This is a genomic window from Streptomyces sp. NPDC006259, from assembly GCF_042870975.1.
Lineage (GTDB): Bacteria > Actinomycetota > Actinomycetes > Streptomycetales > Streptomycetaceae > Streptomyces.
The window spans coordinates 59,327-76,702 of record NZ_JBIAHY010000012.1 but is presented as its reverse complement, the minus strand read 5'-3'; the positions used below and the strand labels follow the sequence as shown (position 1 = coordinate 76,702).

20 protein-coding genes are annotated in these 17,376 nt (G+C 71.2%); 16 read left to right on the top strand and 4 right to left on the bottom strand.

Annotated features, from left to right (window positions below):
- Nucleotides 1-44 precede the first annotated feature (44 nt).
- A complete protein-coding gene (locus ACFYO5_RS35920; protein ID WP_388717386.1) occupies nucleotides 45-689 on the top strand; it encodes an HAD family hydrolase in 645 nt (214 codons plus the stop codon).
- Between the two features lie 4 nt (nucleotides 690-693).
- On the top strand, nucleotides 694-1,533 hold the full coding sequence (locus ACFYO5_RS35915; protein ID WP_388717383.1) for a DUF1932 domain-containing protein: 840 nt from the start codon (nucleotides 694-696) through the stop codon (nucleotides 1,531-1,533).
- A gap of 7 nt (nucleotides 1,534-1,540) precedes the next feature.
- Here ACFYO5_RS35915 and ACFYO5_RS35910 read toward each other — a convergent pair whose 3' ends face one another.
- The 3 genes from ACFYO5_RS35910 to ACFYO5_RS35900 form a co-directional block, all read right to left on the bottom strand.
- Nucleotides 1,541-2,113 carry a guanylate kinase gene (locus ACFYO5_RS35910; RefSeq protein WP_388717380.1) on the bottom strand — a complete coding sequence of 191 codons (573 nt, stop codon included), beginning with the start codon at nucleotides 2,111-2,113 and terminating at the stop codon, nucleotides 1,541-1,543.
- Nucleotides 2,110-3,144, bottom strand: a complete 1,035-nt coding sequence (locus ACFYO5_RS35905) for an AAA family ATPase (protein WP_388717377.1) — start codon at nucleotides 3,142-3,144, stop codon at nucleotides 2,110-2,112. The genes ACFYO5_RS35910 and ACFYO5_RS35905 overlap by 4 nt, the downstream gene beginning before the upstream one ends.
- A gap of 182 nt (nucleotides 3,145-3,326) precedes the next feature.
- Nucleotides 3,327-4,079, bottom strand: coding sequence for a GntR family transcriptional regulator (locus ACFYO5_RS35900; RefSeq protein WP_388717374.1), 753 nt, complete (start codon nucleotides 4,077-4,079; stop codon nucleotides 3,327-3,329).
- 385 nt (nucleotides 4,080-4,464) lie between these two features.
- Between ACFYO5_RS35900 and ACFYO5_RS35895 the strand changes: the two genes are divergently transcribed.
- The 12 genes from ACFYO5_RS35895 to ACFYO5_RS35840 all read left to right on the top strand — a co-directional run bounded on the left by ACFYO5_RS35895 (nucleotide 4,465) and on the right by ACFYO5_RS35840 (nucleotide 15,585).
- A complete protein-coding gene (locus ACFYO5_RS35895; protein WP_388717371.1) occupies nucleotides 4,465-5,274 on the top strand; it encodes a hypothetical protein in 810 nt (269 codons plus the stop codon).
- A gap of 181 nt (nucleotides 5,275-5,455) precedes the next feature.
- Complete coding sequence (locus ACFYO5_RS35890; protein ID WP_388717368.1) at nucleotides 5,456-5,617, top strand: hypothetical protein; 162 nt, start codon at nucleotides 5,456-5,458, stop codon at nucleotides 5,615-5,617.
- Nucleotides 5,618-5,870: 253 nt separating this feature from the next.
- On the top strand, nucleotides 5,871-6,167 hold the full coding sequence (locus tag ACFYO5_RS35885) for a WhiB family transcriptional regulator (protein WP_388717365.1): 297 nt from the start codon (nucleotides 5,871-5,873) through the stop codon (nucleotides 6,165-6,167).
- A 192-nt stretch (nucleotides 6,168-6,359) separates the two neighbouring features.
- Complete coding sequence (locus ACFYO5_RS35880) at nucleotides 6,360-6,560, top strand: DUF5999 family protein (protein ID WP_388717684.1); 201 nt, start codon at nucleotides 6,360-6,362, stop codon at nucleotides 6,558-6,560.
- A gap of 120 nt (nucleotides 6,561-6,680) precedes the next feature.
- Nucleotides 6,681-7,055, top strand: coding sequence for a hypothetical protein (locus ACFYO5_RS35875; protein WP_388717361.1), 375 nt, complete (start codon nucleotides 6,681-6,683; stop codon nucleotides 7,053-7,055).
- Between the two features lie 145 nt (nucleotides 7,056-7,200).
- Complete coding sequence (locus ACFYO5_RS35870; RefSeq protein WP_388717358.1) at nucleotides 7,201-9,255, top strand: DUF2637 domain-containing protein; 2,055 nt, start codon at nucleotides 7,201-7,203, stop codon at nucleotides 9,253-9,255.
- Nucleotides 9,256-9,511: 256 nt separating this feature from the next.
- Nucleotides 9,512-9,988, top strand: a complete 477-nt coding sequence (locus ACFYO5_RS35865; RefSeq protein WP_388717354.1) for a hypothetical protein — start codon at nucleotides 9,512-9,514, stop codon at nucleotides 9,986-9,988.
- Nucleotides 9,985-10,293, top strand: coding sequence for a hypothetical protein (locus ACFYO5_RS35860; RefSeq protein ID WP_334496442.1), 309 nt, complete (start codon nucleotides 9,985-9,987; stop codon nucleotides 10,291-10,293). Before ACFYO5_RS35865 ends, ACFYO5_RS35860 begins: the two co-directional genes overlap by 4 nt.
- A gap of 561 nt (nucleotides 10,294-10,854) precedes the next feature.
- Nucleotides 10,855-12,654, top strand: a complete 1,800-nt coding sequence (locus tag ACFYO5_RS35855) for an ATP/GTP-binding protein (RefSeq protein WP_388717350.1) — start codon at nucleotides 10,855-10,857, stop codon at nucleotides 12,652-12,654.
- Nucleotides 12,655-12,675: 21 nt separating this feature from the next.
- Nucleotides 12,676-13,095 carry a conjugal transfer protein TraB gene (locus tag ACFYO5_RS35850; protein ID WP_388717347.1) on the top strand — a complete coding sequence of 140 codons (420 nt, stop codon included), beginning with the start codon at nucleotides 12,676-12,678 and terminating at the stop codon, nucleotides 13,093-13,095.
- 82 nt (nucleotides 13,096-13,177) lie between these two features.
- A complete protein-coding gene (locus tag ACFYO5_RS35845) occupies nucleotides 13,178-15,316 on the top strand; it encodes a chromosome segregation protein ParM (RefSeq protein ID WP_388717344.1) in 2,139 nt (712 codons plus the stop codon).
- 80 nt (nucleotides 15,317-15,396) lie between these two features.
- Complete coding sequence (locus tag ACFYO5_RS35840; RefSeq protein ID WP_319770365.1) at nucleotides 15,397-15,585, top strand: hypothetical protein; 189 nt, start codon at nucleotides 15,397-15,399, stop codon at nucleotides 15,583-15,585.
- Here ACFYO5_RS35840 and ACFYO5_RS35835 read toward each other — a convergent pair whose 3' ends face one another.
- Nucleotides 15,586-15,747 (bottom strand): hypothetical protein, encoded by a 162-nt coding sequence (locus tag ACFYO5_RS35835; protein WP_365103581.1) that lies wholly within the window; start codon nucleotides 15,745-15,747, stop codon nucleotides 15,586-15,588.
- 224 nt (nucleotides 15,748-15,971) lie between these two features.
- Here ACFYO5_RS35835 and ACFYO5_RS35830 point away from each other — a divergent pair, with 224 nt between their 5' ends.
- Together ACFYO5_RS35830 and ACFYO5_RS35825 are read left to right on the top strand one after the other, a co-directional pair.
- Entirely contained in the window at nucleotides 15,972-16,466 is a 495-nt protein-coding gene (locus tag ACFYO5_RS35830; RefSeq protein WP_388717340.1) for a hypothetical protein, read from the top strand.
- A 62-nt stretch (nucleotides 16,467-16,528) separates the two neighbouring features.
- Nucleotides 16,529-17,332 (top strand): hypothetical protein, encoded by an 804-nt coding sequence (locus tag ACFYO5_RS35825; protein ID WP_388717337.1) that lies wholly within the window; start codon nucleotides 16,529-16,531, stop codon nucleotides 17,330-17,332.
- Nucleotides 17,333-17,376 lie beyond the last annotated feature (44 nt).

The following is a 17,376-nucleotide window of genomic DNA, read 5'->3' as shown; positions in this document are numbered from 1 at the left end:
ATCGATCTTAGGTGTCGTACCGATACGCCGATAGGGTCGTGTGCATGCTGGCCCTCTTCGACCTGGACGGCACGCTGGTCGACCGCCAGTCGGCGTTCAGCGACACGGTGACCGCCCTCTGCCATACACACGCCTTCGGCCCGGACGTCGAACAGTGGCTGCTCACCGAGCTGGCTGACCGCGCGAACGGCAGCGACTTCGCCCGGCTGCGCGCAGCCTTCGACCTGCACGAACCAGCCACGCAGCTGTGGCAGGAGTACGTCGACCTGATGGCGGCCGCGGTCACCTGCCGACCGGTCGTCCTCGAGGGCCTGGCCCGCCTCCGCACTGCGGCGTGGACGATCGGCATCGTCACCAACGGCGCCTCGGACATCCAGCGCGCCAAACTGGCCTCTACCGGGCTCATCGACTTGGTCGACGGCGTTGCGGTCTCCGGGGACCTGGAGATCCGCAAACCGGACCGGCGCCTCTTCGAACTCGCGGCTGCCCGTTGTGGCCTGAGCCTTGCTGACGGCGGCTGGATGATCGGTGACAATCCCGCCGGGGACGTCGGCGGCGCCCACCAGGCCGGCCTTCGAGCCATCTGGCTTCGCGGCCGACCCTGGCCCGACGGCCTCACCGCCGCAAATCACACCGTCGAAGACGTCACCGACGCCATCGCCATCCTGCTCGACACGATTCCGGAGTAACACCGTGGACCAGCCAGTCGTCGGCATCCTCCACCCCGGCAGCATGGGCGCCGCCATCGCCGCCTGCGCCGCGACCAACGCGGCCGCAGTCGTCTGGTGCTCAGCAGGGCGCAGCACAGCGTCCACGGAGCGCGCCGAACAGTTCGACCTGACGCCAGTGGCCACGCTGAGCGAGCTGCTGGAGCGCAGCGACATCGTCATCAGCCTCTGCCCGCCGGCCGCTGCCGAGGACCTGGCCCACGAAGTCGCCGGGCACCGCTTCGACGGGGTGTATCTGGAGGCGAACGCCATCAACCCCGAGAGGGCGATGAGGATCGCGGGACTGCTCGAACCGGCCGCGACCGTCGTGGACGGTGGCGTCGTCGGCTCTCCGCCCGTACGCGGCAAGACGCCGGTCCTGTACCTGTCCGGCCGGACCGCAGCGACCGAGCGGATCGAGGCGCTCTTCGCGGGCACTGCCGTGCAGACGAAGGTGCTGGGCACGGAGGTCGGCAAGGCGTCCGCACTGAAGCTGTCGTACGCCACATTCCAGAAGACGTCGCGGGTCCTGGTGGCGCTCGCGGTCGGCATGGCGCGTGAGCACGGCGTCGACCAGGAGCTCATCGAGGCCGCCTCCCGGCGCACCGACTCATACCTGTCCGAGCCGCAGTACGTCGCCAAGACCGCAGCCCGGGCCTGGCGTTGGGGCCCTGAACTGGAGGAAGCCGCTGACGCGCTCGCGGCCGCCAGCCTTCCACCGGAGATGCTGCGCGCGGCTGCGTCCACGCTGGCACGGTGGAACGACGTCAGGGACGACCGAGAGCTCACGCTCACCGACGCCCTGGACTGGCTCGCCCAGCCGTAGCCTGCGTTCATGCCGTTGCTGCTCCCGCCCGCTGCGTCAGCAACTGGTCGATGAGCCGCGCCGCGTCCTGCGGAGACGTCGCCGTGGTGTCCACGGTCAGGTCCCAGGCCAGGCCCGGGTGCGCGTCCAGGTCTTCGCGGGTTGCATCCCACGCCGCTAGGCGCGCCGCGGTGTCGCTGTCACCGCGGCCGGCAGACCTCTGCGCGGTCACCTCGCGTGGGCACCACAGCAGCACTACCGACCAGTCGGCCGGATAGCCGTCGACCAGGGCGCGGATGCCGTCGATCTGGCCCAGATGCACGACCGGCACCCCGGCCGCGAACGCGGCGTCCAGGGCCGGCCGGTCGAGGACGTACGTGTTTCCGTACCGGCTGTTCGCGTAGACGACATCGCCGGCGGCCTTCAGCTCCCGCAACTGTGCGGTTGTGCCTATCCGGTAGCCGATGCTCCTGCCAGAACCGATCTTCAGCCGTGCGAACTGGCCGTACCGGGGATGGAGTTCCGCGAGGGCCCGGGTGACCGTGTCCTTCCCGGCTGCTGGCGGTCCGTACAGGATTACGCCCGGCTTCTTGCGACTCATCCGTGCACCGCCCTGAGGGCGTGCCGCGCCTGGTCGGCCAGCGAAATCGCTGTGCCCAGCCTGTTGTCGACGACCAGGTGCGGGACGACTGGGCGGAGCTCCAGGTTGACGGTCGCCATGTACTCATCCCAGCGTTGGAGCTTCCAGGCATCGCGTGCCGCCGATCGGAAGCCGATGTACTCCCGCATGGACTCCGCATCGCACTGCACCCAGACCGGCGATACGTCCACGCCCAGGGCGCTGCACTTGTTGATCAGCCGGTTCATCCACGCCTCGGAGGTCATCTCCCCGATGAACGGCGCAGTCAGCACGGTGCTGATCCCGCAGTTGATGTTGGCGTAGGCGGCCTGCATCAGGCAGTCGTACTCCACCGGCCGCACGTGCTCGCGATACAGATCGGTATGCCGGTCGTTCGCGTCGCCTCCGAGTGCGACCAGCAACTGCTCCACGAGCGGCCGGGTCAGCGGGTCCTTGTCCAACAGCGGCCAGCCGGTGAGCTGCGTAAGGAAGCGTGCGAACTCCGTCTTCCCGCTGCCGGCGAACCCACCGACCAGCACCACCGAGGGGCGGTGCGGGTCACCACCGGTGTGACGACGCTTCCAGGCATCCAGGATCCGCTGCTGCAGCCCGAGAGGATCCGACTCAACAGTGCCCGCCCCGATCTGCAACAGGGCGCGCTCCACGGCCAGGACGTGCGAGCCGTTGCGCTGGTCGTTCATCGGAGTCAGCTTGAACTGGGTGTCCTCGCCCGGCAGTGCGTTGCGGAATCCGAGCTCCGGGTCGGTGGCCCGGTACAGCAGACAGTAAGCACGGCGGTAGTGCGGTCCCGGGTAGACCTCCCCCTGCTCGTGCTGCCACAGAGTCTGCGGATTCGCCGCTGGGATCCCCTTGAGTTTGGCCTCCTCAGCAAGCGCTCGTAGCCGCTCACCAGCCTGCTCAAGCGTCAGGCCGTGAGCCTCCCGCTGCTCCCGCAGCCGCTCGGGCCTCCACCCCAGGTGCTTCCCCACGCCGCTTGCCTCCGTAGTCGCCATGGTCCCGGACCCTATGGCCGGAGCCCGAAATCCCGTGTGTACGGGGATGTTGAAAACGTGTGAACGAGCCCGTGCACAGGCTTCGACAAGCGGCTGTGATTTCGCACCACCGCTCCGGCCGGTGTGATGGCCCCCACAAGACGAGCTGTCAGTTGGGGGTCGCAGTGAGTGAGTTGGAACGCTCAGGCATCGAACGAGTAGTCCAGGACGTACGCGGCGCTGTCGAGCGTCATTTCGTTCACTTCGACTGCACGGCCGTCGGCGTCGAAAGCCGTGCGGCAGAGCTTGATCACAGGGCGCCCCAGGGGCATCTCGAGGCTCTCGGCTTCTTCGGCCGTGGGAAGGCGGCAGCGGATCTCCTCTCGGAAATGGGCCGGTGCGTGGCCGATCTCCGAGAGTCGGGCGTAGGTGCCGCCCTCCCCGGTGTCGACGCGGGTGATGGCGGTGCCGTCGACCAGCTCGAACGGCAAGTACGAGGTGGCGAGCATCACGGGCCGCTCGTCCAGGACGAAGCGCCGCGAGCGGGCACACACAGTTCCGGCGTCTTCGAGATCGAGCATGCGCGCGATGTGATCTGGCGCCACGACGGTGTCGACGCGAACATCGATCGTTACGGGCCTTTCCTCGTCAGCGGACCAGATCGACCTGCCCGCGTCCCACTGCACGCGCGCCAGACGCTGGATGCCGTGGCGGCGGATCGGGCGGAACGAAAGGACGCGGGCGCCAGCCCCCTTCTTGGTCTCGACCAGCCCCTCGACCCGAAGGATCTTCAGTGCCTGGCGAGCGGTCAGTACGGCGACGCCGTACTGCTCGGCCAGAGCCGACTCGCCAGGCAGGCGGTCTCCAGGGCCATACCGGCCCGACTCGATCGCTGCCTTCAAGTCGTCGGCAATCCGCTGATACTTCGGCCGCTGCGGGCCAGCCTCGCTCGCCATTCGTCTCCCTACCTCGTTAGCGATCCTACGGCTGCTGGCTATCGAGGCATCGGATGGACGCCTTGATCCGCGCGGAAGAGCGCGCGGCGAGACTACCTCGTTAACGAAAGTCCTTGACATCGCTAACGAGGATGAGTGTACTGGAGTATAGCCAAGCTCGTTAACGAGGTTGGCTGCCAGCAAAACAGCAGGTGTCGCCTCTTCGGAGGCGGCGGCAGTGGGGTGAGCCGAGCTCCCCCGGCAGGCCTGTACTGAATAGCTCCACCTGATCCACCTCGAACGGCGCTGCTGCGCTGTCTGTCCGCCAGGACCAACCTGCCGAAAGGCCGGCCTGGCGCGGCAGAGAAGGCAGCACCCGCACCCGATCCCACGTCAGGAGGATTCGATGCCCCGCAAGCGTCCCGGCCGCGTCCGGACCAAGAACACGAACCGCCGTGAGGCGCTCAAGCTCAGCAGCATGGCTCCGGAGGACTTCAACGTTCGACCCGGCGAGACGAAGTCGATCGCCTGCCCCGACTGCCGCACCTGGCGCCGGATCATGGGTGACAAGGTCCTCAAGATCCGCGAGCACTGCATCTCCGACAAGGTCGCGGCGGGCGAGAAGCACATCACCTGCCCCGGCAGCGACCAGCTCGTGGTCATCGACATCGACGTCCGACGCTGGCAGGCCCGGCAGAACCGGCTGCTGCGCGACGCGATGCCGCAGGAGAACCGGCGCGCCGCCCAGCAGTTCTACAAGCCGCTCCCGGCCCCGGCCGCTCCGGTCTCCCGGATCAAGGCGGAGGTCACGCTGGAGTCGGCCCGCCAGTCCTACCTCGCGCACCGCAAGGGCTGCACGCGGTGCGTCGGCGGTCAGCACTGCACGGACGGCGGCCTCCTGGCCCGCCGCTACGTTCTCGCGCTCAACCAGGAGCCCGCCCGCCGCGCGGCTCGCGCTGAGCAGGAGCGCCAGGCGCGGCGCACCGAGCGGAAGCAGTCGGCGCCGGCCGTCCGTAAGGCGCAGTGGGCCAAGCACGGCGGCGAGGCAGTCGAGAAGGCGAACAACCGCTGCACGGCCCGGACTTCGGGATCGCTCTCCGAGTTCCGCGGCCCCGATCTCCCGATGCTGCCGCAGGACGTGGAGGCGCACGACCGGCGGCAGGCCGAACTGGGCAGGCAGTACGCCCGCAAGGCCCCGGTGACGTCGGCGGCCTGACCCCGCTCACCGGCACGAACGACCACGGCCCCGGCCACCCCGCTTCAAGAGGGGGCGGCCGGGGCCGTGGCTGCTCGTACAGCAGTCGACTCCCCAAATGGGGAGTGATCGCGACAGCCCTTGGGATTGCGGCCCGTGGGGCTGTCCAGGACCTGAATCGGAGGACCTGATGCAGCACAGCATGACACGCACCGTCCCCGCCCCGGCGAACGGCCCGGAGCGCGAGAGGACCGACGCTTTCCACCGGCTGGTCCGCCACCTGGTGGCCGACGGCGACGCGCGGGCGGCGAAGGCCGGCCGCCGCGCCCGCCGCACCCTCGCGGAGATGGGGGCGGTCCGGTGAACGCCGTCACCAGCCTGACCGACGCGGAGCGCGCTGAGCTCTCGCGCAAGAACCAGGAGCAGAACAAGCGGTCGGAGAACAACCGCCGCTGACCGACCCCCCGGCATTGCCCGTCGTCCCCGCGCCCCCACGGGCGGGGCCGGCGGAGAGCGTCGGGAGCGCACCCCCGCTCCGGCCATCCGGCCGCAGACACGCGAACAGCCCCGGGGATTGCGCCCCCGGGGCTGCCGAACGGACCTTTTGGGAGGCCCTGATGAACCGCTCCATCGTACGCACCCCCTACTACGGCGCCGTCGCCACGAGTGACACCGAGGCCCCCCGCGCGCTCTGCGCCGACGAGGACCCCGAGCTCTTCTTCCCGATCGGCGACACCGGCCCGGCGCTGCTCCAGGAGGAGGAAGCGAAGGCTGTCTGCCGTCGGTGCCCGCTGATGGAGTCCTGCCTCCAGGGCGCGCTGGAGCGCGGCGAGAACTACGGCGTGTTCGGCGGACTGTCCGCGAAGGAGCGCCGCTCCCTCAAGCGCCGCGCGGCCCGCAACCGCACCGCCTGACGGGAGTGGCGGGCAACTTCCGGCCCGCCCCGCAGCGCCGCCGCACAACGGCTGTCCGCACGACGGGCTGCCGGCCTTTTCGCACGTCTCCAGCCCGGGACAATCCCGGGATCGCTTCCTCCCCTGCAGGAGAGCCCCATGGAAAGCAGCCACCAGCTCGACACCGCGACGACTCCCACCGGCGCCTCCCGGATGCCGGACTCGCAGTGCAAGCACACCCCGAAGTGCCCGACGGCCGCCAGCTCCGACCGTGAGGCCGCGCAGGTCGTGGCCGCGCACCCGGAGCAGGGCTGGAGCCTGTTGTGCAACGCCCTGGTGCTGTTTGAGGACACCGGGGAGCTGCTGCCCGACGGCCAGATCATCGCCCCTCACCGGCCCCTCGCCACGGTCTGACGGCTGTCTGATCCGCCCGCACCGGCCGCCGAACTCCGGCGGCCGGGACGGGCGGTCACTGAGAGCCGGACAGCCCGGACGCCCGGCCCCCCGCCGGTGCACGCGATACGAGGAGAGCCCATGGCACAGCAGCCGCAGACGCAGGCCGTTCAGCCGAAGACCACCTACATCAAGGGCGACCTGGTCCTGTTCCGCGACGTCGAACGGTTCTGGCTCGGTCTGCCGGGCCACACGTTCGTCGGCCGGGTGGAGCGGTCCTGGCGGCACGCCGACACCCGCAAGGTCCTCTACGACCTGACCGAGCTGAGCGGCAACCGCGCCCGCGCCGGGATCGACCCCGACTACATGCGGCCGCTCCCGGCGGCCGACGCGATGCACGACATCGACACCGCGCCGCTGAGCGAGCCGGACACGGGGGCGATGACCCCGGCCGCCGTCGCCTGGCTGCGCCAGCACCTCACGCAGGACAGCAGCACGCTGCCCGCCCCGCGCTGACCACCTGCTCCACGCAGACGGCCCTCCGAGTCCCCGGCATTTGAGCTGCCGGGGCCCCGGAGGGCCTGGTCACGACCCTACCGACCGACGCCAACCCGCGGTGACCTCTTGCACGGAGGCGCCGGAACGTAAGAGAGGACATCCCGTGGCCACCAAGCCCGCCACCCGCCGCCGACGCCAGCCCGCGGCGAACACGAAGCCCCGCAACGGGCGCGCCAAGGCGACGCCGCCGCCGGCCTCCATTCCCGCCCAGGCCGCTGCCCCCGAGACCACCGTGCCGCTGGTATACCCGGAGGCCGACCCGGTCCTGGCCGACGCCGCCGACCGCGCCGCCGACCTCCGGGACCTGGCCGCCGACGATGTCGCCCAGATCCTCGCCGACGGCGAGGCCCGCGCCACCGAGCTGCTGGACGGCGCCCGCACCGAGGCGGCCTCGATCACCGAGGCCGCCACCACAGAGCAGTCCCGCCTCCTGGCCGTCGCCGCCACGGACGCCGACCGGGTCCGCACGGAAGCCGCCACCACGGCGGCTGCCGACGCCGACCAGGTTCGCGCCGACGCCGAAGCGACGGCGGAGCAGCTGCTCGCCGACGCGCGCCACCAGGCGCAGGAGGTCACCACCACGGCGGCCGCGCAGGCCGACACGGTGCAGGCGGAGGCCGCGCAGGTCCTCGCCGACGCGGAGATGAAGCGCACCGAGCTGCTGGCGGCGGCGGAGCGCACCGCTGCCGAGACCCGTACCCGCGCCGCCACCGACGCCGAACAGCTCCTGGAGCGGGCGCGTGGCGAGGCCGACCGGCTGCGCGAGAGCGCGGACGACCAGGCGGCGCAGGTGCGGGCCGGGGCGGAGAAGATGGCCGCCGGCCTTCGTGCCGACGCCGACCGCGCCCTGGACGACGCCCGCACCTCCGCTGAGGAGCTGCGGGCGGCGGTCGACAAGGACGTCGCCCGGCTGCGGGAGCAGGCCGAAGCCGACGCGAAGAGGGCCCGGGAGGCGGCGGCCAAGGCCACGGCCGACCAGGCCGCCGTCGCCCAGGCCCGAGCCGAGGCGGACCGGGTCCTCGAGGCGGCGACGCAGCGCACCGTGCAGCGGGCGCGGCGCCGGGAGATCCGGACCGAGTCCCGTGCCGCGCGGCGCAAGGCCCGCAACGACGCCCGGCCCGCCGGCGGTGTCCCGCCGCTGTCCGGGCAGGAGTTGGTGCTGGTCGTCGGGATCGTCCTGGCGGCCGCGGTCGTCTCCACCCTCGGTCTGCTCTCCTCCTACACCGCGCTGGAGACCAAGGCCGCCGGGTGGGGCTGGGAGTGGCCGTGGCTGCTCCCCGTCGGCATCGACGTCGCCATCCCGGCGTTCACCGGCGCCAACCTGGTCCTGATCCGCATGGGCATGGAGCTGCGCTGGATCCGCTGGGTGCCCCGGGCGCTGACGGCGGTGACCGTGTACCTGAACTGGAACGCCTCGGACTCCGCCTCCGGCCGCCTCGGACACGCCGCCCTCACCCTGCTCTGGGTCGTGTTCTCGGAGATCGCCTCCCACGTCTACGCGACGCGGATCGGCGCGGTCACCGGCAAGGTGCGGATGGAGACGGTCCGCCGCTCCCGCTGGATCCTCGCCCCGATCCCCACCGCCCGCCTTCGCCGCCGGATGATCCTGTGGGAGATCACCTCCTACGAGGAGGCGCTCACCCGCCTCCAGGAGCAGACGTACCTGCGAGCGCAGCTCAAGGAGAAGTACGGGTGGCGGTGGCGGAGCAAGGCACCGCTGGAGCAGCGGATGGCGCTCAAGCTCGGCTCCGCGCCCGCCGCGCTCGCCGACACGCTCACCCCCGAGGACGCTCACACCATCGAGCGGGTGGAGGAGAGCGCGCGCGCTCACCCCGACGTGAGCGCGCTCGCCTCGGGCGAGACGCACGGCGAGCGCGAGCGCCCGGCGCTCACCTCCGGCGCTCACGAGGGTGAGCGCGACACAGAGGACGACGACGCTCAGCGAGCGGACGGCGCGCTCACGCGCAGCGAGAGTGACGCGCTCACCGAGCGCCGCCACGCTCGTATCCGTCTGCTCTACACCGAGCTCGGGCGCCGCCCCCAGTGGACCGAGATCCGCGACGCGCTCACCGACGCGGGCCTGTCCGATGAGCCGGTCTCCCGCCCGACCGCTCAGCGTCTGCGCGCTCAGGTCGAAGAGGCCGCCCCGGGCGCGTAGGTGAGCGCCCGGTGAGCGCCGACGCGCTCACCCCCTGGCAGAACCCTGCCGCTCATGGTCGCCCCCGGCCCGCGCCCACGCTTCCGAGCGTGAGCGCGGACCGGTGACGGCCACGGCCGGCAGGCCGCTCGCCCGCGCCCGCCCCGAGCGGGGCGCCGGCGAGGCACGACCGAGTACCGCCCCAACCCCCGCGCGACAGCCTCGGGGATCGCGGATTCTCCCCTTCCCCAACCCCGAGACCTGGAGGTCTTCTCGCATGAACAGCAACGACCCGAACTACTCGCCTCTGCGCGACGTCGCGCAGAGCCCGGAGGCAACTGCCCGGTACCTGGCCGACGTTCAGCGGGTCCTGCTGGACATCGGCAAGAACCTGGAGACCCTCGCGATCGAGACCCGCGTGCACCTGCGCGGCACGAACGTGGAGGGCGACCGCTGGTACCACGCCAGGCTGCGCGCGATGCCCGTGGAAAAGGCCCTCGGGAACGTGCTCAAGAACCTGAACAACCTGACCGAGGGCCTGGAAAAGAGCGCCTATAAGCGCCGTGCCCACGACGAGACCGTGGTGAATACGGTGAAGGGCAGGAAGGAAAAGGAGATCGAAAGGCAGCGGAAGAAGAACCCGCCGACGATCCAGGCCGCACCCAATCCGCCGCAGCAGGGTGCGCAGAACCAGAATTCCGGCTATGGTGGTCCCACGTCGATTTACGACCTCGGTAAGAGGGAGTCGGCGTGACGCGCCCCCTCAGCAGCGTCGAACGCTCGATCCAAGGGCGGAACGGCTGGCTGCAGGAGGAAGAGCGCAAGGCGATCGAAAGTCGCGGGGAAATCGGCCGGATGGAATTCTGGCTCCGCGTTACTCGGTCCGAAATCACCAGGGAAGTCAAAGCCGGTCGCGGTGATGTCATTACCGCGTTCACGCTGGTCTGCCGCCTCTTCAAGCTGGTCTTGGAGAAGCGGCAGGCGGGCGACCCGCGGCTGTTCGACCACCTCATGCAGTACGCGGACACCGTCCTGAAGCAGCACGGCCCGCGTAGCTGAGCGTCACCCATGAAGGCCCCGCCGGACTCCGGCGGGGCCTCGCGCGCGTAAAGCGTGCACACGTGCACGTGCACGCGCGTGCACGCGAGACCCCACTGTCTGTCAAGTCCCCAGGAGGGGAGGTGCCCTGTGTCTGACGAGTCCGACGACACCGGCGGCGGAACCCTGGTCCACGGTCCGTGGAGCGGTGATTCCACGTACACGCTGCCGCCGATCCCGGATTTCATCGACACCATTCCGCCGCCGGAAGACATTCCGGAGGCTCCCCCGGAGACCCCGGAGGAGACGACGATGGAACTTCCCGCGATTCCGGCTGCTCCGGACCCGTCTACGGCGCTGCGTTCCGAAGGAATTGCCGCGCCGGAACCCGGTGAAGGCGAAGGCGAATACGAGGAAGGCGAATACGAGCAGCCTCGTTCCCTCGCTGACCGTCTCGGTGACTGGTTGGAATTCCGGCTGGAAATGGCGCGGTACAATCAGGAAAGCGAAGCGCCTTTCCGTGAGGCTGAAATAGCACGGAAGGCGGCGCTGCTGGAGGGCCGCACCGCGCAGGAAGTCGCGATGATGGAGCAGAACGGAAAGCTCCACGCCGCGATGATGAAAGCGAAGGGCGACAAGGCGGCGGCGCGCGGAAAGGCGGATGCCGACCGCTCGAAGTCGTCCTCCTCCGGCCTGGGAGCGGACAAGGGCCGCTCGAAGGCCGGCGGCGGGGGCGGGTCCTCGCGTGGCGGTGGCGGCAGCGGGCCGTCCCGCAACAACTCGGGTGCGGGGCCGAAGGGGTCCGGCGGCTCGCGCGGCTCCAACTCCGGCGGTCCTGGCGGCCGTTCGGGGTCCGGCACCGGAGGCGGCAAGGGCGGCACGAAGGGCTCTCAGACGGGCTCTGGCGGCCGTGCAGCCGGTTCCGGGCGCAGCGGTTCGTCCGGGGGCTCGAAAGGCTCTCAGACGGGCTCTGGCAGCTCCGGGCGGGGCGGCAACTCGAAGGGTGACGGCGGAAGTCAGACGTCCGGCGCCCGTGCCGAGCGGGCCCGCGGCCGCCAGGAGCGCGCCGGGGCTCGGCAGGCCGGGCGGCAGGAACGGCGCAGCGCCGGGCACGCCGCCGCTGTCGCGGACCGGTCCAAGGACCGCGACCAGGGCCGCGCCCAGCGGCAGCAGGCGTGGGAGGACCGCCGGGCCAAGCGCCAGGAGCGGGACGCGGCACGGAAGGCGAAGCGGGAAGCCGCGGCGTCGGCCGACCCGGGCCGCACCACGCTGGGCAAGGCCGTCACGGAGGAAGCCCAGCGCCGCTTCGACAAGCGCCGCGCCGACGCGAAGGACGGCAAGGCCGGCGCGGAGAAGGTGAGCCTGACCAAGGACAAGGACTCCAAGGCCAAGGGCACCGACGGCAAGGGCGAGAAGGACGCCAAGGAGGGCACTGACGGGGCCTCCAGCGACACAAAGGACGCCCCGGCGTCCGATGAGCCGGGCAAGGACCCCAAAGCCGGTGACGGGCCGTCTGACGACTCGAAGAAGCGGCGCCGGTTCCGGCGTCGGCGTACCGGCAGCGGAACCGGTAGGGCCGGTCGGCGGGGCCGCACTGGGCGTGCCGGTCGTGCCGGGCGGCGACGCGGCTGGGCATGGGACGGGATGAAGGATCCCGACCCGACGGTGGAGTGGGCCGACGGCCGCCCGAACCGTCCCAACCCGAAGCCGGGCACCAGCGAGGACATCCCGGACGCGGTGATCGTCGACGACGAAGCCGACCCGTTCGGCTGGTATGCCGCCCGCCGTCCCGGCCTGCCCCGCGCGCCCAGGCAACCGCGCGTCAGGCGAGGCGTCATCAAGCGCCCTGGCACCAGTCGGCCGGACCCGACCGACGCACCCGATCAAAGCGATCAGACCGCCGTCGGCCGACCGGCCACCAGCAGCCGACCCACCAGCACCGAAGGGAGCAGCGTGAGCAGCGCGGAGGTCAGCAGGCCGTCCGGGCAGGGCAACTTGGCGGCCCAGCACCGGACAGACATCACGTTCGACGACTACCTGATGGAGATGGCGAACATCGCCATCCAGGCCGCCTCCGACCAGGAGCGGGCCGAAGCCCTCGCGGAGGCCCTGGACAAGGTCGCCGACGCCCTGCGGGACATGGCCACCGACCTGATCGGCGACCACAACGTCACCACCGAGGTCACCGAGCTGATCTCGGACCTGGCCGACTCCGCGGCCCGCATGAAGCAGCAGGCCGAACGGTGCGCGACTGAGTGCGGGCTGGCCCTGGAGGCCGCCAAGCTCGCGGCCGCGATGGTCGCCCGCGTGTACGGCGAGGACATGGCCGCGAAGGAAGACGCGGGCCTGAAGTACGTGTCCGCAGCCGCCCACCACGACTAAGCAGAGGGAGGAAACCCGCTGATGAGCAGCGATCTCGCACCCCGCCCCAGCGCCGCGGCACCCGCCGTGGCCGACGGCGACAACCGCTACAAGGCCGTCCAAGCCAAGCTCGACACCCTCGGGCGCGCGCTCGATGACGCCGGGCTCGGCCTGGAGGAGCTCGTGCGCAGCATCAAGAGGAACGCCAAGCGTGCCGAGGACGCGGCCCGCGACGTCGACAACGCCGACCTCGACCCGAAGTTCGTGGAGCTGACCAGCAACGTCGCTGTCACCCTCGGGGGCGCCGGAGTGCAGGTCAAGAAGCTGCACGACACCGCGCAGGAGACCGCCGACCTCACCTACGAGACCAAGCGCACCCACTCGAAGCTGTACGGCGCGCTGGACGACATCCGCTCCAACCGGCGCGAGAAGACGCCCCGGCCCGGGTTCTTCAACCGCTGACCCGCTCCCCCACCCACCCCCTCACACGGGCGGCCCCGCACCACGCGGGGCCGCCCGTGCTCATTCGCCGAAGGAGAAGCCGGTGACCACGCCGCGCAGCGTCGCGCTCGAACGCCTCGCCTACACCCTCGCCGCGCCCGTGCTGGCCGTGGCCCCGAACTTCTACCCCGACAGCCCCGTCAACCAGGTCGTGCAGCTCGCCGGCGCGGCCGGGATCGGCGGCTGGTTCCTCGCAGCCAAGAGCGATGAGCCCGGCGCCGGACGCAAGATCCTGCGCTGGTCCCCGCTGGTCCTGGCCGCCGCCGTCGACGTCGCCGCCGGGCACACCGGCGGCTTCGGCCCGTACTGGCTGGACGGGCTGCTCGCCGCCGGATGGGCGGCGGCCGGCTACCTGGTGATGCCGTTCTCCCGGCACACCCGCCGCCGCCACCGCCCCGCCCTCGCCGCACCCGTCCCGCAGCCGGCGCCCGCCGAAGTCCTCGAGGCGCCGGCGGTGCCGGACGACGCCGACCTGCTCACCCGCGAGGCCCGGATGCTGTGGGAGCAGGCCGGAATGCCCGGCCGCACCCACATCGTCAAGGCCACCCGGCACCCCGGCCAGCAGCACGACATGACGATCCTGCTGCGCGCCTCGGAGACCGGACGGCCGATCACCGGCCTGTCGGAGGCCGCGGTCGCCGCACCGTTCGGCGTGCACTCCAGCGACGTCAAGCTCGCGGAGGTCGCCATCCAGCCCGGCCGCCAGGGCGGCCCCGGCTGGATGGAAGCCCACATCACCCCCGACGCCAACGCCCGGCGCCGCACCAAGCCGACCGACCAGGAACGTTGGATGGACAAGGTCGGCGGGCCCAAGGGCGGCGCCCCCGGATCCGAACTGGTCCACAAGACCCGCGACGACGAACGCGGCGTCACCTTCTACCGGGCGAAGATGACCGACTCCACCGAGACCCCGCGCATCGACCTCGCCAAGGTCTGCCGCGCGCTGAAGCTGCCCGAGGACGACTCCTGCGTGTTCGTCCTCATCGACGGCTCGGAGTTCCTGATCAGCGCGTTCGACGAGCCGCCGCTGTCGCAGATCTTCTCCGCCACCCGCGAGCTGCTCACCCCGGACGCCAAGGGCATGTACGTGTGCGGGTTCACCATCACCGGCCAGCCGGTGAAGACCATGGTGTACCAGCACGACAAGAACGCCCCGGCCCACGGCCTGACCCTCGGGGTCAGCCGGTCCGGCAAGACGCAGTTCTTCGCGATCCACATGGCCGCGCAGTCCCTGGACGGCCAGGTGGTCTGGCTGGGCACCGTCCGCAAGGACGAGAAGACCACCGTGCTCGGTCGGTACATCGACCGGCAGGGCTCGAACGCGCTGTGGATGGCCCGCTCGCTGCGGGCGGCGAAGGCGCTGTGCGAGATCCGCGCCGACATGCCGTGGCCGCACGACGGCCAGCCGCACGACTACAAGCCGGGCGACCCGCGCTGCCCGTACCGGCAGCTGAACGTGTACGGGGATGAGTTCATGACCGCGGCGCAGGACGCGGACTTCGGCGAGTTCATCCAGAAGGACGGCGAGGACCTCACGGTCACCGGCCTGAAGTACGGCATCGGCTTCAACCCGGCTGGACAGTCGCCGTTCGCGCACAACGGGTTCTCCACGGAGATGAAGGACAACCTGCGGCAGAACTCGAGGCCGGTCATCTTCAACATGGGTTCGCCCGGCGCCACCCGCAAGGCGGCGGAGGGCACCATGGAGAACGCCTACGACGTGCCGACCATCCCGGCCCGCTACTCCCGCACCGAGGGTTCCGCGATCGAGCGGGCCATGCGCGGCGAGGCCGACCCGGAGAACGGCGTCTCCACGGGTGGCGTCGCGGTCATCGTCCTCGACAACGGCCGCGCCGTCCTGATGCGGTCGCTGTACGCGGACTTCGACACCGACCTGTCCGAGCTGTTCCCCGACGAGGTCAACCGGCTCACCGACCACGAGATCAGCGAGCTGGAGAAGCGCGGCCTGTGGTTCGACTGGAACGAGCCCGTGCGGCCCGGCGAGTTCTGGCCCGAGCCCGACGAGGACGACGAGGGCGAGGGTCGCTCCCGCCGGCGCGGCGGCGGAGGAGGCGGCAAGGGCGGCGGCGGCCGCGGCGGCAAGGGCGGCGGCCGCCGCTCCGAGCAGGTCGCCTCTCCCCGCCAGGCCCTGGAGGCCATCAAGAGCCTCACCGACGCCTGATCGCACCCACCCATTCCCGGGGCCGGCCTGCCCGAGCGCGGCCGGCCCCACCCCACCTGTTGTGAAGGAGCACTACCACCGTGGCCCTGTCCATCTCCGCCGCCGTGCTGCTGGGCATCATCGTCGTCGTCCTGGTCAAGGGCGGCTACGTCCGCGTCGGCTCCGCGCTGGCCTGCACGCTGTTCGGCTTCACCCTCGCCGCGACCGGCCTGGCCCCGACCATCAACAGCGGCCTGGTCTCGCTCGCCGGACTGATCTCCAGCTTCTGACTACGCCTCGGTCCACGGCGGGTCGGGCGTGTAGTTGAGCCCCTCGCAGAAGCGGCAGTCCCACTCCGCGGGGACCTCCCACTTGTCGACCCAGAAGCCGACCTGCTTGCCGACGAAGAAGTTGTCCCCGCCGCACCACCCGCACTCGAAGACGAACTCCACCCGATTCCCTCCACCGCGCCTGTCGGATCGAGGATGCCCGGGGCGCCGGTGCGGTGACTACCCTCCCGTCAGCCCCAACTCACCTGCTGCACAACGCCGAAGGGCGCCGCCGGACACGACTCCGGCGACGCCCTCCGCCGTTGCGCGCGGCCACTCCCCCACGCGCCCTCCCGGCCATCACGGCCAGGAGGGCGCGCCCCTTCCCGCGTGATCGGAGAACCCCGATGGACCCTCTGAACACCACCCAGTCCGGCATGCCCGAGTCCGAGGCTGCGGCCGAAGCCCGCCGCCTGCTCGACGAATGGGCGAGCAAGCCCGTACGCCACCACCCCACCTCGTTCCGCGACGACACTGAGACGCCGGCCTTCGGCACCGCCCCGCCCGTGAAGCAGGAGGACCACCGGATCGTCCCGGCCTGGGCGGCCGGGATCGCGGTGGCCTCCATCGGCGTGGGCGCCGGGGTCACCGGCATCGGCTGCGGTGCCTGGCTCGTGCTCCAGGGCCTGTCCTCCGTCACGTTGAACGGCGTCCTCATGGTCACCCTGCCCTTCGCGGGCCTGGCGATGGTCGCCACCGCCATCGGCGGCGCGATCAGCAAGGCCCGCGCGGCCGTCACCAAGAACGTCTTCGAGGGTCCGGTCACCCACCACACCGAGATCCACAACAACAGCACCACGCGCGGCGCGTTCTTCGCCCGCACCCGCAACGAGATCCGCTGACCGGCTCCGGCCAGCCCGCACCGCCCACACACCGATCCCTCCGCCGAAGGAGCAGCTACGCCATGCCCAACAACGACAAGCCGGTCAACGGCCAGGACAACCCGTCCTTCCTCGACATGCTCAACCAGTTGCCGCCCGTGCCGCCGGCCCCCGAACTGGACGGCAAGCCCGGCACCCGGCGGCTCGCGCGGCTGCGCGCCGCGTGGAAGGAGTCGTGGGAGGAGGGCGGCTTCCTCTACCAGCGGTGGGAAGAGGTCTTCCAGGCCCGGCACGCCAGCTGGCACGAGGTCGCCAACTGGATCAAGGCCGCCGCGCTGTTCGGCGGGCTCAGCCTCATCGTGATGATGCTGGACGCCGCCGGCGACATCGCCTCCGCCACGCTCAAGGGCCTGTCCGCCGTCCCGGCGTCCGGAGCCGGTGACGGCAGCGGCCTGTGGGGCACGGTCGACCACCCCGTCCGCGTGTTCCTCGCCGACCAGGCCGCGCACCTGTCCGTCGCCCCGGCCGCCCTATACGCGTCTTGGCAGCTGACCGGGCTGGTCGGTCTGGTCGGTGGGTTCTTCGGCAACGCCGGAGCTCGCATCGCCTGGCTGCTGTTCGGGATCGGCAGCCTCGCCATGATCTGGTCCGCCGCCCCGGCCGGGGGCCGCGCCGCCGCCACCGGGCTCGCCGCCCTCATGTGGGCGCTGGCCAGCATGTTCGCCCTGCGCGGCCTGACGCTTCGGCCCGTCGTCCACAATCACCCGCCGCAGTTCCAGCCCCAGTTCAGCCCCACGCTCCACCTCCACGCCTGGCTTCCTGCCCCTACCCCGGCGGGCGACGACTTCGGCGACGAACCCGACAACGTCCACCCGCTCCAGCGCTGACCAGCGCCGCCCCCGTCCACACCACCACCGCGCACCGAAGGGAA

Coding starts and splice junctions, on each gene's coding strand:
- ACFYO5_RS35880 (WP_388717684.1), top strand. CDS start 6,360: ATGCCGGACTCGCAGTGCAAGCACACCCCGAAGTGCCCGACGGCCGCC.
- ACFYO5_RS35875 (WP_388717361.1), top strand. CDS start 6,681: ATGGCACAGCAGCCGCAGACGCAGGCCGTTCAGCCGAAGACCACCTAC.
- ACFYO5_RS35890 (WP_388717368.1), top strand. CDS start 5,456: ATGACACGCACCGTCCCCGCCCCGGCGAACGGCCCGGAGCGCGAGAGG.
- ACFYO5_RS35910 (WP_388717380.1), bottom strand. CDS start 2,113: ATGAGTCGCAAGAAGCCGGGCGTAATCCTGTACGGACCGCCAGCAGCC.
- ACFYO5_RS35850 (WP_388717347.1), top strand. CDS start 12,676: ATGAGCAGCGATCTCGCACCCCGCCCCAGCGCCGCGGCACCCGCCGTG.
- ACFYO5_RS35885 (WP_388717365.1), top strand. CDS start 5,871: ATGAACCGCTCCATCGTACGCACCCCCTACTACGGCGCCGTCGCCACG.
- ACFYO5_RS35830 (WP_388717340.1), top strand. CDS start 15,972: ATGGACCCTCTGAACACCACCCAGTCCGGCATGCCCGAGTCCGAGGCT.
- ACFYO5_RS35865 (WP_388717354.1), top strand. CDS start 9,512: ATGAACAGCAACGACCCGAACTACTCGCCTCTGCGCGACGTCGCGCAG.
- ACFYO5_RS35920 (WP_388717386.1), top strand. CDS start 45: ATGCTGGCCCTCTTCGACCTGGACGGCACGCTGGTCGACCGCCAGTCG.
- ACFYO5_RS35905 (WP_388717377.1), bottom strand. CDS start 3,144: ATGGCGACTACGGAGGCAAGCGGCGTGGGGAAGCACCTGGGGTGGAGG.
- ACFYO5_RS35900 (WP_388717374.1), bottom strand. CDS start 4,079: ATGGCGAGCGAGGCTGGCCCGCAGCGGCCGAAGTATCAGCGGATTGCC.
- ACFYO5_RS35895 (WP_388717371.1), top strand. CDS start 4,465: ATGCCCCGCAAGCGTCCCGGCCGCGTCCGGACCAAGAACACGAACCGC.
- ACFYO5_RS35825 (WP_388717337.1), top strand. CDS start 16,529: ATGCCCAACAACGACAAGCCGGTCAACGGCCAGGACAACCCGTCCTTC.
- ACFYO5_RS35855 (WP_388717350.1), top strand. CDS start 10,855: ATGATGGAGCAGAACGGAAAGCTCCACGCCGCGATGATGAAAGCGAAG.